This window comes from Thermodesulfobium narugense DSM 14796, assembly GCF_000212395.1.
In the GTDB taxonomy this organism is placed as follows: Bacteria; Thermodesulfobiota; Thermodesulfobiia; order Thermodesulfobiales; family Thermodesulfobiaceae; genus Thermodesulfobium; species Thermodesulfobium narugense.
The window spans coordinates 1663513-1677820 of sequence record NC_015499.1 but is presented as its reverse complement, the minus strand read 5'-3'; the positions used below and the strand labels follow the sequence as shown (position 1 = coordinate 1677820).

The 14308-nt window shown below is 32.4% G+C and carries 16 protein-coding genes; 5 read left to right on the top strand and 11 right to left on the bottom strand.

Going from position 1 to position 14308, the window contains the following annotated elements:
* The 7 genes from THENA_RS08330 to THENA_RS08300 all read right to left on the bottom strand — a co-directional run bounded on the left by THENA_RS08330 (window position 1) and on the right by THENA_RS08300 (window position 9300).
* Window positions 1-1191 carry a phosphoglycerate kinase gene (locus THENA_RS08330; protein WP_013756958.1) on the bottom strand — a complete coding sequence of 397 codons (1191 nt, stop codon included), beginning with the start codon at window positions 1189-1191 and terminating at the stop codon, window positions 1-3.
* A 91-nt stretch (window positions 1192-1282) separates the two neighbouring features.
* Window positions 1283-2290, bottom strand: coding sequence for a type I glyceraldehyde-3-phosphate dehydrogenase (gap, locus tag THENA_RS08325; RefSeq protein ID WP_013756957.1), 1008 nt, complete (start codon window positions 2288-2290; stop codon window positions 1283-1285).
* Between the two features lie 10 nt (window positions 2291-2300).
* Window positions 2301-3164 (bottom strand): DNA-binding protein WhiA, encoded by an 864-nt coding sequence (whiA, locus tag THENA_RS08320; protein WP_013756956.1) that lies wholly within the window; start codon window positions 3162-3164, stop codon window positions 2301-2303.
* A 148-nt stretch (window positions 3165-3312) separates the two neighbouring features.
* Window positions 3313-4617 carry a gluconeogenesis factor YvcK family protein gene (locus tag THENA_RS08315; RefSeq protein WP_013756955.1) on the bottom strand — a complete coding sequence of 435 codons (1305 nt, stop codon included), beginning with the start codon at window positions 4615-4617 and terminating at the stop codon, window positions 3313-3315.
* Window positions 4618-5496, bottom strand: coding sequence for an RNase adapter RapZ (gene rapZ / locus THENA_RS08310; protein ID WP_013756954.1), 879 nt, complete (start codon window positions 5494-5496; stop codon window positions 4618-4620).
* A complete protein-coding gene (locus THENA_RS08305; RefSeq protein ID WP_013756953.1) occupies window positions 5493-6626 on the bottom strand; it encodes a zinc-binding metallopeptidase family protein in 1134 nt (377 codons plus the stop codon). Before THENA_RS08305 ends, rapZ begins: the two co-directional genes overlap by 4 nt.
* A gap of 124 nt (window positions 6627-6750) precedes the next feature.
* Window positions 6751-9300: a [protein-PII] uridylyltransferase family protein gene (locus THENA_RS08300; protein WP_013756952.1), complete on the bottom strand. Its 2550-nt coding sequence runs from the start codon at window positions 9298-9300 to the stop codon at window positions 6751-6753.
* Window positions 9301-9592: 292 nt separating this feature from the next.
* On the opposite strand from THENA_RS08300, the gene THENA_RS09955 reads away from it, so the two are divergent.
* From THENA_RS09955 to THENA_RS08285, 4 genes are all read left to right on the top strand, one after another.
* Complete coding sequence (locus tag THENA_RS09955) at window positions 9593-9760, top strand: hypothetical protein (RefSeq protein ID WP_013756951.1); 168 nt, start codon at window positions 9593-9595, stop codon at window positions 9758-9760.
* 83 nt (window positions 9761-9843) lie between these two features.
* Window positions 9844-10137 carry a hypothetical protein gene (locus THENA_RS08295; protein ID WP_013756950.1) on the top strand — a complete coding sequence of 98 codons (294 nt, stop codon included), beginning with the start codon at window positions 9844-9846 and terminating at the stop codon, window positions 10135-10137.
* Window positions 10138-10150: 13 nt separating this feature from the next.
* Entirely contained in the window at window positions 10151-10411 is a 261-nt protein-coding gene (locus THENA_RS08290) for a glutaredoxin family protein (protein WP_013756949.1), read from the top strand.
* 3 nt (window positions 10412-10414) lie between these two features.
* Window positions 10415-10756, top strand: a complete 342-nt coding sequence (locus tag THENA_RS08285; protein ID WP_013756948.1) for a ferredoxin-thioredoxin reductase catalytic domain-containing protein — start codon at window positions 10415-10417, stop codon at window positions 10754-10756.
* 7 nt (window positions 10757-10763) lie between these two features.
* Here the strand turns inward: THENA_RS08285 and THENA_RS08280 are convergent, their stop codons facing one another.
* From THENA_RS08280 to THENA_RS08270, 3 genes are read right to left on the bottom strand one after another with little or no spacing between them, the layout of a single operon-like run.
* Window positions 10764-11138: a YlbF family regulator gene (locus tag THENA_RS08280; protein ID WP_013756947.1), complete on the bottom strand. Its 375-nt coding sequence runs from the start codon at window positions 11136-11138 to the stop codon at window positions 10764-10766.
* On the bottom strand, window positions 11110-11973 hold the full coding sequence (locus THENA_RS08275) for a TIM barrel protein (protein WP_013756946.1): 864 nt from the start codon (window positions 11971-11973) through the stop codon (window positions 11110-11112). The genes THENA_RS08280 and THENA_RS08275 overlap by 29 nt, the downstream gene beginning before the upstream one ends.
* The gene (locus THENA_RS08270) at window positions 11970-12860 is read right to left on the bottom strand and encodes a DMT family transporter (protein WP_013756945.1); all 891 of its coding nucleotides are present in this window, start codon (window positions 12858-12860) and stop codon (window positions 11970-11972) included. The genes THENA_RS08275 and THENA_RS08270 overlap by 4 nt, the downstream gene beginning before the upstream one ends.
* A 93-nt stretch (window positions 12861-12953) precedes the next feature.
* Here THENA_RS08270 and THENA_RS10205 point away from each other — a divergent pair, with 93 nt between their 5' ends.
* The gene (locus THENA_RS10205) at window positions 12954-13703 is read left to right on the top strand and encodes a globin-coupled sensor protein (protein WP_013756944.1); all 750 of its coding nucleotides are present in this window, start codon (window positions 12954-12956) and stop codon (window positions 13701-13703) included.
* A 4-nt stretch (window positions 13704-13707) separates the two neighbouring features.
* Here THENA_RS10205 and yedF read toward each other — a convergent pair whose 3' ends face one another.
* Complete coding sequence (gene yedF, locus THENA_RS08260) at window positions 13708-14292, bottom strand: sulfurtransferase-like selenium metabolism protein YedF (RefSeq protein WP_013756943.1); 585 nt, start codon at window positions 14290-14292, stop codon at window positions 13708-13710.
* Window positions 14293-14308 lie beyond the last annotated feature (16 nt).

Here is a 14308-nt window from a genome sequence, read left to right as displayed (position 1 = left end):
TTAGCTCCTTTCTGGGAGGACTGATATACCAGGCAAATCAGCTCCTTCCAAAAATTTTAATGCTGCCCCTCCGCCTGTTGATACGTGAGTGAAGTGCTGATCAAGGTTCATCATTCTTACAACTTCAGCAGTGTCTCCGCCACCTGATACGGTAATTGCGGATGAAAGCGCGATGTACAAGCCTACTATTCTTGTCCCGTATGAAAAGTCCGGAATTTCAACAATTCCAAGTGGTCCATTCCAGAATATTGTTTTTGCCTTTGATATTTGAGCTTTAAACATTTCTATAGTCTTTGGCCCTATGTCAACTCCATACCAATCAGGCGGAATTTCGTCTACATTAACTACTTTGGATTCTGATGCTGGTCTTAGTTCCTTTGCTACCATCACGTCTACAGGTAATAATATCTTTTTTCCATTGTTTCCTAATATTTCTTTTGCTACAGCATCCATGTTGTCTTCTACATATGATCTTCCAATTTCATATCCTTTTGCTTTTAAGAAGGCAAAACTCATTCCACCACCTACACAAATGCTATCTACCTTGTCTATTAAGTTACCTATAACCTTTATTTTGTCAGAGACTTTTTTACCACCTGCCACTACTACTAGCGGTTGTTCAGGATTGTGCAACAACTTGTTTAAAGTATTTATTTCCTTTGCCAACAAAAATCCTGCCATAGAAGGTATTAACTTTGGTACCGAGGAAATTGATGCATGTTCTCTATGGCATGCACCGAATGCTTCTGCTACATATATATCTCCAAGTGAGGCTAAGAATCTTGCATATTCTGGATCATTTTTTGTTTCTCCTGGACAAAACCTAAGGTTTTCAAGGAGCAATACTTCTCCATTTTTTAGTTCTTTTGATAATTTAACAACATCTTCTCCCTGACAGTCAGGTGCTAGGTGAATCCTGAAACTTGATAATTCTTCAAGTCTTTTTTTTACACCTCTTAGTGAAAATTCCTTTTCTCTATTTTTTGGGCGACCAAAGTGAGATGCAAGAATAACCTTTGCTCTTGCGTTTACCAGATAGCCAATTGTTGGTAATACTGCTCTTATTCTCATATCTCCTGTGAGATTTCCTTCAGAATCTGCTGGATCGTTAAGATCTGCTCTTACGAAAACTCTTTTTCCTTCTAACTGGTAGACAGGGAAATCTATAAGTAATTTTTTATTAAATTCCATTTCAGCCTCCTAAAGTAACTAATCTTTTTTTTTAAAATATAAAACCACGTATTTATTTGCTGTAGGTCTAAAATTAAAATATTTTTAATTCTTACTTAAAGGCTGGTATAAGTTTTTTGGCCAAATCTACGACCCTACATGCATAACCGTGCTCATTGTCATACCATGCGTAAATTTTATATATATCTCCTGTTTTATTTAACATTAAGCCGTCAATTATTGAAGAATAAAATGTGCCGATATAATCAGATGAAACCAAAGGAGTTTCTGTATACTTCAGAATCCCCTTTAAAGGCTCGCATGATTCAGCTTCCTTATAGGCCGATTTGATTTCTTCAATTGAGGGCTGTTTTTCCAAAATAACGCTAAGATCAACCATTGAACCTGTGGGAACAGGAACCCTTAGCGCTACTCCGTCCATTTTGCCATTTAATTCTGGTATGACCTTTCCAATTGATTTTGCGGCACCCGTTGAAGTAGGCACAATGTTTATGGCAGCAGAACGCGCTCTTCTAAAATCTTTTTTGTGTGTACCGTCAAGTAGTCTTTGATCCATAGTGTATGCGTGTACGGTTGTCATAAAGCCTGAGACTATTCCAAACTTATCAAATAATACTTTTACAGCGGGTGCGAGACAATTGGTTGTGCAAGATGCGGCTGAAATTATTTTGTGATTATTTAAATCTAGTATCTGGTCGTTTACTCCTACAACAATAAAAGCGTCAACATCTTTCCCTGGGGCAGTAATTAGAACCTTTTTTGCCCCTGCTGTTATGTGGTTTTCAGCTAGTTCTCTTTTCGTAAGTTCGCCTGTTGACTCTATTACTAGGTCAATATCAAGTTCTTTCCATGGGAGCTTTGTTGTGTCCTTTCTTTCCTCGAGAATTTTTATTTTTTTTCCTTCAATAATTAAATTGTCATCATCGAAGCTTACTTCTTTGCTCCAGGTTCTGTATGTAGAATCATACTGCAATAGATGAGCTAACTGAGGTATTTTCCTTGAACTGTTTATTGCTACTATTTCAATATCTGGCAATGAAAAGGCAAGCCTAACAAATAAACGCCCAATTCTTCCAAAACCATTAACTGCTACTCTCATGTTCTCCCTCCTACAGGTTAAATGTTAATTTCCTTATTTGTCTAAATACAGATGAAACTTGATTTTTTGACATTCCAAGATGTTCTCCAATTTCTTTCATGGAAAATAATGGGTGATCTTTCTTTAAGGCCATCATTTTTTGCCATTTTATAGGCAATTTATAATAATTTTCAGAACTTTCAAGAATATTTATTGATCTTAATATTTCAAGAGATGCCTTTATTTGCCTTTTTATATTGCCAGTTTCATAGTTTACTTCTCTGTTTATTTCGTTATTAGCTTCCTTTTTTATGGCTTCTGCTTCAAGGTAGGCACAGAAATTATGCACTTGAATATATGCTAAAAAGGAAACTATTTCGTTAAAATTTTTTAAAAAAAGAGAGTAGCTGTTGGCTTTTCTTATTTTAAAATTAAAGCCAATTTCTTCTAGGAGTGCAGAAAGAAAACCAAATATTTCGCTATTTGTGATAATTTCGAGGTGATAACCATTTTTTGTGCTTAAATAACCTGAATTTAGAAATAATCCTCTTAAGAAACTCTGGATGGATTTTTGAGATGGAAATGTTTCTGGTGGATCTGGCAATAAAAACTTTTCTAATTTTACCATTGTAGTCTTTTGAGTTTCTTGAGAATTTTTTGATTTTTTGGATTTTTGATATAACTCTGTTTTTATATTTAGAAAATGAGCTAACATAATTGTTCTTTTAGCTACTTTAAAGTTTTTACACTTTATAATAATTCCCTTGTCATTAGCTTTCGAGTGAGAAAGCATTATGCCTTTCAACTCAAATTTTGACAGTCTTTTGTTCTCTATGGGTAAAGAAGCTATTTCACTTCTTATTATTTCATTTTCGTCATTTTTTAATTTCAACATTTTTCCACCCGTCCAGAGACATTATACCATCTAGCAAATTCGAAAAACAATTGTGTGCAAAATTCTCTTTAAATTAATTTAAATACACTAATTTTATCATATCACACTTTTATATTAAATTATTCTGATAACCCTTTTTTAAACCTAACTAATGTAATTTTTTGTTACTTTTAAATATATTGTCAAAAATGATTTTTGCTAATTTTTTGTGATCGTGTCTTATATGGTTTTCTTCATATAACAAATCCGCCAGAACTGTTTTAACTTTAAATTTTTCGAGTTCAGGTAGGTCGTTAATTACTATTTCAGAGCCTTTTTGTTCATAATAGTCTATAAGTTTTTCGGGCTTTTTGTTGTTTAGAAGAACTATGTCAAATGGCAAAAAGCCTAGTATCTCCAAAAAGGCTCTAACGTGGTCCGAAGCTTTATAACCTCCTGTTTCTCCCGGTTGTGTCATGATATTACAGACATAAATTTTTATTGCTTTCGAATCTTTTATTGCTTCTAATAGGTCTTTCATAAGTAAATTTGGCAAAATACTTGTAAAGAGACTCCCAGGTCCGATAACAATTGCATCCGCTTCATTGATTTTTTTTATGGCTTCCGGGAAAGCGCTGGGAGGTAAAGGATCTAAAAATATAGTTTCTATTGGGTAAATACTTCTTGATATATTTGATTCTCCCTCAACAATTGAGCCGTCTTTCAGTTTTGCGCAAAGTCTTGTATTAAATAGAGTTGAAGGTATAACATGTCCTCTTGCTGAAATTATTTTTTCAACCATATTAATAGCTTTTAGAAAATCTCCAGTTATTTCTGTGGCAGCAGCTAAGAGGATATTCCCTACTGGATGTCCTTCAAGTCCAGGTATGCCCTTAAATCTATATTGCAAAACAGCTCCGAGCAAATCTTCCTGGAGAGATAAGGCGGCTAAACAATTTCTTATATCTCCAGGAGGAAGAAATCCTAATTCTTTTCTTATGAACCCTGAAGAACCGCCATCGTCAAAAGGAGTTACTATTGCAGTTAGATTTATAGGATAATATTTCAAACCTCTAAGAACTGTAGACTGGCCTGTTCCGCCGCCAATTGCAACTACCTGTGGCCTTTTTTTTAACTGTCTTTCGAGCCACAGCAGCTCTACCACGTCTCTTCTTGATCCTATTTGCATAGGCTTAACAATTTGTTTTACTAAACCTCTAATGGAATAAATTAATGCTACAAAGCCTATCAAAAACAATAATAGAGAGATTATCTGAATTGGTATTTTTGAAGAAATTTCATGAATAAAATAAGATAAACTCTTAATAAACGATCTTGTTATCGAAATTGCTTCTAAAGATAATATTAAGCTTGTTACTATTAAAAGCAAAGAAAAGGAACCAAGAAAGATCCATCTTTTTATTCCTAAACCGGGTGTTAACCATCTTAGCCACTTTAAAGGTCTAAAACTCATTTAAGCGTTTCTCCCAATTTTCAGATCTCTGTGCCACTCAAAAATTTTGAAGCCTAAATTTCTGTATCTTCTTGCTAACTCGCGAACTATTGTAACAGACCTGTGTTCTCCTCCTGTGCAACCTATTGCGATGGTTACATTGCTTTTTCCTTCTTCCATGCACTTTGGAAGAAAAAATAAGAGATATTGATCTAAAACCTTAAGAAAATTTTTAGTAACCTCTTGTGAGAGTATAAATTCTTCTACGGGAGCGTCCATACCTGTTAAATTTTTTAGGTGTTCTTCATAAAACGGATTTGGTAGAAATCTCACATCTATAATCATATCTGCATCCATAGGTATGCCATATTTGAAGCCAAATGAAAGAAGGGTTGTATTAAAAATTTGTTCTTCTTCTGAAGTAAAATAAGCTCTTAGCCTTTCTTTTAGTTGATTTACTTTCATATATGAAGTGTCTATAACTATATCTGACATCTCTCTTATTACTGAAAGCATTTCTCTTTCTTTTATGATTCCCGCAGAGAGGTATCCTCCCTCTTGAGATAGTGGATGGCGCCTTCTCGTTTCTGAAAATCTTCTGATTAGCACCTCGTCACTAGCTTCAAGAAAGAGTGTGGTTATATTTATTGGTTGTTCCTTTATCTTTTTTAGGATATTTTGTAAATCAGGAAAAAGAGTTTTTCCCCTAATGTCTATTACTACTGCCATACGAGAAATTGGAAATTTAGGCGAAAAAGAGAATCTTGTAAGCTCAGGCAGCAAGAACGGCGGCAGGTTATCTATGCAAAAAAAGCCTAAATCTTCAAGAGCATGTAAAGCTTGAGATTTTCCTGCGCCAGAAAGGCCAGTTAATATTATAAGCCATGGTCCAGCATTCATAGAGAAACTCTCTCCTTTAATATTTCACTGACGACATCGATACTTAGGATTATATCATTTTCGTTTATCTCTTCTTTTTTAGGTGAATTTCCTTTCTTGTATCTTAACAAAAACATTCCTGTTTCCTGACTTACCAGACTCATCCACCTTGCATTAGAAAGAATTCCAGTGTCAATTGTTATTGGCTTGATGTTATTTTTTAAAAATATCTTTTTTGAAATTTCGATGAGTTTATCTGAAAAGATATGAGGAGAATGAGATGTTTGGCTTAAAATATCTATTTGACAACTTTCTTCTTCAGATATTTTGTTTATCATGTCTTTAAGATTATTAAGAAGTTCGCTCCTTAATTTCAAATCTGGCGATCTTAGATCTAGATTAAAGTTTATTCTAGTTGGAAAGACTCCCATGACTTTTGGTTCCATATTAATTTCGTATACTCCACCGAACAGCTTATTTTCTTTCATCATTTTATAAAGAAGATCCAAAATCTTTGTAAAAGCATTTAAAGGGTTTTTAATTAAGTTAGATGGGGTGCAACAGGTATATTGTATTTTGCCTACGATGGATAATTTTAAAATAACAGGTCCTTGTTGGTTTTTTACCATACAAATTGGTATGGATTTTTCACTTAATATGCCTGAAAAGTCGCTTTCTAGTTCCAAAAAAGTATATATATCATCTTTAAAAAATGTAGGAAAACTACTTGAAAGCCCAAGACTTCTCTTTATTATTTCATCTTGTAATAATACTCCATCTTTATCTGAAAGATACAGATCTCTTTCATTTAGCTCTCCTACTGCTCCTCTTGAACCAATACAGCCCCTCGAGAATCTGTTTGGAGAAGTGGCTCTAAAGATTATTAAGCCAACTGTTTTCTTTGGATAAAAATCTTTTTCTAATAATTTATTGATAGATCCAACTGCTACTATCATAGGAAGCGACGATGAATATTTGCCACTAAATGGAATTGTATCGAGGTGAATGCCGAGTAAAACCTTTTTAGCTGAAGGGTCTTCATTGTACATTGCAATTAGATTGCCAATATTATCTGTCTTAATTTCGAAATTTTTTGGAAGCAATTTCAAAACATAGTTAATAGCTTTGTCTTCTTCCTCTGAATACCCCAAGCGAAAGACTTCGTCGTTTTTTGAACTAATTTCTGAAAATTCTTCAATTATTTTCTTAATATCTATTGTTTTTTCCTCCTTAAAGCATTTTTAATAAGTTGTTTAGAATACAGCAAAGAAGAGATTATATATGGTAAATTATTTTTTTCAAATATTCTTGACATTCTTGGTCACTTAACTTTAAGTTATTTTCTTTTGTAATATAAAATGCATCTTCAGCCCTACCCTCCCAGGTAGAAATTTTTGCTGTTTGTATATAAAGCCCAAGGGAGGATAGAGTCTGAGTTAATCTATACAAGAGTCCGTGTCTATCTTCGGCAATTATTTCAATAACAGTTGATTTTGGAGATATATTGTTTAAACAGTTAACATTGAAAAGTTTTACTGGAAATTCTATGTCCTTGTTTTTTTCTCTTAATAATTCAAATATATCCTTTTTTAGGCTAAGAGTATCGCTCAAATCTTTCTTTATTGATTGCGCTAAAAATTCAGGTACTGGTCTATTTTTGAACGTTGTCCAAATTTCGTTAATTACCACTGGTGGCTCTGTAGAGAACTTGTATAATTCAGCAGTGTGGATATCTAAATTGTGTCCATAGAATACTGCTGCTATTTTCCACAATAGTCCCTCAATTTCATATGTAGCAATAGTGACTTTTGAAAAATCTTTGTTGATTGATTCTTCGAAATATACTTGAGGCGTTTCATTTTTTAGTCTGGAAATAAGATCTAAATGAAACGCAATAATATCTTGTGGTATGTTCATTAAATAGGTAGCAGGCATGTTGTCAATATAAAGATTGATTTCATCTTTGTTTGGTAAACTCTTTTTTATATTCCTTTTAAATACATCTTTAAAGTTTGTCTTCGATATAGGTTTCAACAAATTTGATTGACTCTTTTTGAAAAGTTCGTTTAGCTGATAAATTGATATTGGACTTGGTTTCTTTTTTGACAAAGAATATAGATCTGCATAAGAAATAAGATATAAGTTTTTCAGCCTTTCTGTGTCTGAAACTAATTGAGCGAATTCTTCGATAGTTTCTTCTCTATGTAGATCTCTTAATCTTGAGGTTCTTACCATCTGTAGATGATTTGCTATGATAAAATTAACGTTGTTTATTGTGTTTTTATCTAATTTAGTTTTCTTTGCCCAGTTAGAAAATATCTTTGCACCTTCTATGTCGTGATTTTCTGAATTTTTTAACTTTGCAATATCATGAAATAAAGCTGCAAGATATAAAGTGAGTGGATCCGATAAGGAATTAAATATTTCTGCTATTTCTTGTCCGAAATCGCCTCTTTCGAACATTTCGAGAGTTTCAATCATAACCATTGTGTGTTCTCCAATGGTAAATTCATGCATAGGATCTTCAGGCAAAGTATAAAAAATTCCCCTTGATTCTGGTATTAGTATCTCAAATAAACCTAAGTATTGCATTTTTCTTAATATAGAGGCTTTGTTTTTTCCATTTTTTAGAATTTTTAAAAATACGTTCATGGTTTCATCGTTGGGTCTTAATTTGCTTCGTTGTTTAATAAGCTCTTCTTCGAGATTTATTGATAATTCCAGATCGTAAAGAGATTTATATTCAAAAGCTCTTATAAAATCGAATCTAAAAATTTGAATAGGAGAGTCGTATTGATAAGTAATATTATTACCCTTTATTGAAAAACAACTAGAAATTTGAAAGCCTTCTTGAAGTATCTTTTTTATACCTCTATTAGATATTTCTGAAATATTTTCAAGACAATAGATTAATTCTTTCATAAATTCTACTGAATTTTTATAACCTAAAAATTCTGCTAACCTTGATTGATAATTTTTTGAGAGATAATCTTGTCTTTTTCTTGCCATTATATGTAGTAAGATTCTTATCTTTCTAAGAAATCGATATGAAGATTCGAGTTTATCAATATCATTTTTATCTAAAATATTTGTATCTTCTACATCTTTGATAATTGAGCAGTTTGGAAGCGCAAATCTGCTCTGAAAAATCCACTTAAATGTATGATAATCTCTAAGTCCACCTTTACACTCCTTAAGGTTTGGACTTAATAAATAAGGATTATCGCCGAACTTTTGAGAGGCTATTTCTCTTTCTGATAACTTTGCAAATATGAATTCAGTTAAGTTTAATCTGTTCCAAAAATTTCTTTTAAATTCTTGGAAAATGTTGTTATCTCCAGAAATAATGTTAGAATCTAAAAAACTGGTTCTGGTTATGTGATCGATGTGTTTTATTTCTGTGGTTCTGAAACTGTAGCCGACTTCTAAGTCTATACCAAAAAAGATATCTGATAAAAGCCTATATCCTCTTTTTAAAACGTTGTCTAAAAAAGGTCCTTCTTCGTTTTGGGACAAGAAAACTAAATCAATATCTGAATAAGGCGCCATTTCACATCTGCCAAAGCCCCCAACAGCAGCTATACATATGTCTTCTTCTGGAAATCCCTCTTCCCTTGCTTCTATTATGCAGAACTTTAATATATCAGAACACACTTCCCTGTAAAGTTTATTTAAATAACTTTCTACTTCCAGAGGGTCGATGAAACCACAAATAGTTCTTTCAAAAAGTATTTTTCGACCGTAAAGAAGACGGTCGCGCAAGTGATATATTACAAAGCTTTCCCTTTCTTTTTTATCCTTTTCATAATAAAAATCTAGCTCCATTTGATATATTTTATAATGAATTTGACAAAAGAGAATAGCTTTTGTTAATTACCTCATTTATTAGTTTACTTTGAAATAATATTTTTTCAGATTACTTAGCTATTCCATTAGAGATTTTTGTTTTATAAAAAACAAGAATTTTAAATTTTAGATAAAACTCTATACTACTTAATTTTTATTTTCCACTAAATTATATTATTATATTCCAAAAAAGTGACTAAAAATATAAAGTATTATATAATTAAAATAATGCTTATAAATTATTTTTTAATTCAAATTTTAGGTTCGAAAAATGGATTTTGAAAATCAATTAGAAATTCTTAAAAATGAAGCCGAAAGGGAATATAAAAAACTAGAAGAAGAGCTTAAAGCTCTAGATCTTGAGATTGAGGACAATATTGTAAAGCTCTACGAGTCAATTTTTGGAGAAAGTGAAGAGGATATTTCAGAAGATTTATAGTTTTTTGGGTTTTTAGTTTATAATTACAGTAAATTGTTAAATTATTCTCATGCGCTGTTTAAAATTTAAGGAGGTGAACCGTAGTGTTTTATCAGATTGTAGATTCATCTAGTCAAATAGGCAATTATATTTCCGCTACTGAACTGCTTTCTTCTTTATTGAAAATTTACTACGGTGAGCAGAATGGAATGTTAGCATTTGACCCTGAACTCTTTATGGAAGAGAATAATTTTAGCGTTCAAGATTCTATTTATCTTCAAAATTGCAATATTTATTCTGCAGAAGAATTATCTCATGCTATTGCCAGGACTTCAAAGGTTTTAACCTTTAAAGTCATATATAAACTTTTAAAGGAAATAGAAAAAAATTCAGCTTAATTTTGGAGGTTTTATGGCACAGATAACGGTATATGCTTTAAGTACTTGCCCCTATTGCAAGAAGGCCAAAACCCTTCTTAAGGAATTGGGGGCTGATTTTGAGGCTATTGATGTAGATCTGTTACCAAAGGAAGAGCAAAACAAGATTCTTGAAATAGTCAAGAAACTTGCTGATAGTTGTAATCCAAAGGTTAATCCTGGATTTCCTACTATAGTGAAAGGGAAAACTATTATAGTGGGTTTTAACGAAACAAAAATTAAGGGATTGGTATAAATTATGGCTCCTGTAACCCCTGAAAAGCTATTCGAAATTTTGACAAAATATGCACATTCTAAGGGGCAAGAATTAAACAACAATTTAGAACATACAATGTCAATAATAAGGGGAATTTTGGAAAATGAAAGGAGGAATGGTTACAGGGGTTGTCCTTGTAGGTTGAATTCTGGCGATAGAGAAAAGGATAAAGATATTATATGTCCATGTGCGTATAAAGATAAGGACGTTGAAGAATATGGGTCTTGCTACTGTGGCCTATATGTTAGCCATGAGTGGAACCAAAACCCAGATAAAAGAGTAACTGTTCCAGAGAGAAGACCATTCGACAAGCTTTTTGGATAAGGATGTGCTATTTTTGTTGTTCCTTTTCTTGTAGGAAGTTAAAAAATTCCATTCCTTCGTTGATGGCTTCACCAATTATTTTATAGATATCACCCATTAATCTCTGAAACCTGTATTGTGATTCGATTATTTTTCTGCCTTCTGGTATTGCCATTACAAGATCATGAAGTCTTTTTAAGTTGTCTTTCTTTTCTTTATTTTCTTCTTTGCCAGAAAGCATATCTATCTCTATCTGTGTTTTTAATGTGAAGAAATTTTTAACCATTTTGTAAAGATTCTCATCACTTTTTACTAATTCTATTGATTTAATTAGTTCACTATATTCTTGTGAATCTTTGATTGATTTAGCCAATTCATGTGCCTTGTCGTATGGGTTTAGCACCTTTTCCCTCCAACTCCAAAAATCTTTCTAATAATATTTTAGCATCTCTTGCTTGAGTACCAGGAGTTTCAACTATCACTCTCCCCCTTATAGAATTTTTTAAGAGACTTAATAGGAAAGGATCAATTGGTGGTCCAAAACCTGAGTTTAATGACTTGTGTCTCACTTCTCCTTTATCATTAAATTCTATCTGACTAAAATGTATGTGAAATTCTTTATAGTCTTTAAACTTTTTAAAGATGTTAGTAAAGTCCCTTTCCTGAGTCAAGTTCCCCTTGCCAACGGCAAAAAGATGAGCAAAATCTATAGCTGGCAAAAAGATATCGGGATTTATTTTGCATATTTCTACTATTTCATCAACATTTCCTAAGCTGATACTTTTACCATGCGTTTCTGGACAAAGCTTTATGTTTTCTATTAATTTCATATTTTTACAGATAAATTGTTCCAAAAAAATTATAGATCTTTCTAACACAATTTCTCTTTCATCCCCCTTAGAACTTCCTGGGTGAAATATTATTCTATCAGCGCTCATTAAATTTCCAAACTGGATGGCTTTTATTAAATGTTTTTCGCTTTTTTCTAATATTTCAGGGTTGGGGCTTGTTATATTTATGTAATATGGCGCATGAATGCTGAGCTTTATGTTTTCTCTCTTAAAGGATTCTCCTATTTTTACAGCGGTTTTCTCGCTTAATCTTATACCGTGAGTGAGTGGATATTCAAATGCAAAAAGCCCCATCTTTGAGATATACTTTGCAGAATCTAAAGTTGATTTGAATCCCGATCTATAAAAAAGTTCTTCGTTACCAGCTGGTCCAAAGATTAAATTCATGATAATTTGTCGAATTTTTGTAAAGTAATAACACCTGAAACTATTAAAGTTCCGCCAATAATTTGAAGAATTGTTAAACCTTCTTTGAGCCAAAAAAATGCTACAATTGAAGCTATAAATGGCTCTAAACAAGCCGTAATTCCTGCATTTGTGGGGCTTATTATTGAAACCCCTTTAAAGTATAGAAAGTATGGAATTAAAGTTGAAAATATAGAAAAATAAATTAATATAAACCAGGTTGATTTGGGCAGACTGAAGATTGTTGTGTCAAAAGGAGTAATAATATTAATAAAAATTGCTGCAAAGCCAGAAGAGTAAAGTATAAGGGTTAAGGGACTATACTTTTTTAAAGACTTTCTGCCATGAACGCTTATAAATGCCATACCTAATGCAGCTAGCATCCCGTAAAGTAATCCCTGAAATTTTAAAGATGTTTCTGTCATGTTGGTCACAAAGCATGCGCCCCCAGTTAAGGAAAGTAAAATTGCGATTACTTTTGGTATTGAAATAGGATTTCTTTCAAAAAAGTACAAATATAAAGCCATTAAAACAGGTGATGTGTACTGTAAGAATACAGCTGTAGATACATTTGTGTACTTTATGGCCATTAAATAAAATAGTTGCATTGTTGACATTCCAAATACGCCTAAAATCAAAAAATATGAAATATCAGATTTATCTATAAGTATATGTTTTCTATTAAAAAAATAAAGATAAATAAAAAGCAGAGAAAATGACAGAGCAAGTCTTATTTTTACAAACAATAAGGGGTCAATGGAGCTATTGAAAGCAAATTTTGCTACACAACCTCCAAAACCCCATAACGATGCGGCACCAATGGTAAAGATATATCCTATTAAGTTATTTTTCGTTAAATCAACTTTCAACTTAACTTTGAAATTTTAACACAGAAAAGAGATATTAAAAATTAATTAATATTGATATATAATTATAGAAACAAAAAAAATAGGTGGTGCGGGATGGAAGAAAATTTAACTAATGATTCTAAATACCAGCAAAGGTTTCGTTATTTGGGTCTTACTATAGAAGACCTGCAAAGAATGGCAAAGTTTAGGCCTTATTTTGAAAAGAGAGCAGATAACTTTGTAAAAAGATTTTACGATCACATTACTGGATTTTCAAACCTTAAAGAAATAATTGAGAAAAATTCTACGATAGAAAGATTAAGTAAAACTATGAGAGATTACTTTATATCTCTTACAAGTCCTGTAATAGATGAAGAGTACTTTCAAAGAAGGCTTTTTGTTGGTAAAAGGCACCAATTAATTGGGCTTTATCCCTCGTGGTATCTAGGAGCCTACAGACTTTATTTTGAGGAGATCTCCTCTATAGTTCACGAAGTAGAGAAGGATGAATCTGAATTCGTAAAATCCTTTAACGCATTTGTCAAAAGAATCATACTTGACATCCAATTAATTATTGACAATTACTTTGCTGAACAACTTGAGCACATAATTAAAACTCAAGAGCAGGTATCAGAGGCTGTGAAGGTTGTAGAAAGCATTGCAGGTAGGACAAATATACTTTCTTTGAATGCCAGCATAGAGGCAGCTAGGGCAGGCGAAGCAGGTAGAACGTTTGCGGTAGTTGCCAAAGAGGTTAGAAAATTAGCAGAAGATTCTTCAAGGTCTTCAAAAAGGATAATGGAAATGATAGATAAAAATATGCGTGAAATTAGACAAATAAAATATCAGGAAGAAACTTCTTAGAACTTTAGGGCTCTATTATATAGGTCCCTTTAAGAGATTCTAAGATAGAGAACATATTGGAAACCTTGCCTACTGCAAGTTTTTCTTTAACGTTAAAAAAGTTTAGGCAGGTTCCACAAACTAGTACTTCTGAACCCTTTTCGCTTAGCATTTTAATTTCTTTTAGGCATTCCGAATCTTGTAGGGTTAGAAAAACACCAGAATTCATAAAAGCAATTATTTTTGGGTGGTCTTCAAAATATAAGAGTGCATCAAAAAAGGCATTTATAAGATTTTTGCCAAGCTCATCGCTCCCGTGCCCTAGAGTATTCGATTTTACAAAAACGCTCCATGGGACTTGTCCGTAAGAGTTTTCTAGCTTTTTTTTAAGAGGGTTTTCGGTCTTATTTTTCTTTATCTTACAATAATATAAATTGTTTTTTTCTTCTACTTCGAAGTGCATATTTTTGTCCTTTGCAAGATTGTTAATGTTATCTCTTGAGGTTTTATTGTCAACTATAACTATTATTTCATCGTGCTCTTTAAGAGCTTGTTTTGTTAGAACTACTGGTTTTGGACAAACCATTCCTCTACAATCAAGTTCAAACATTTTTCCTCCTGAAAAG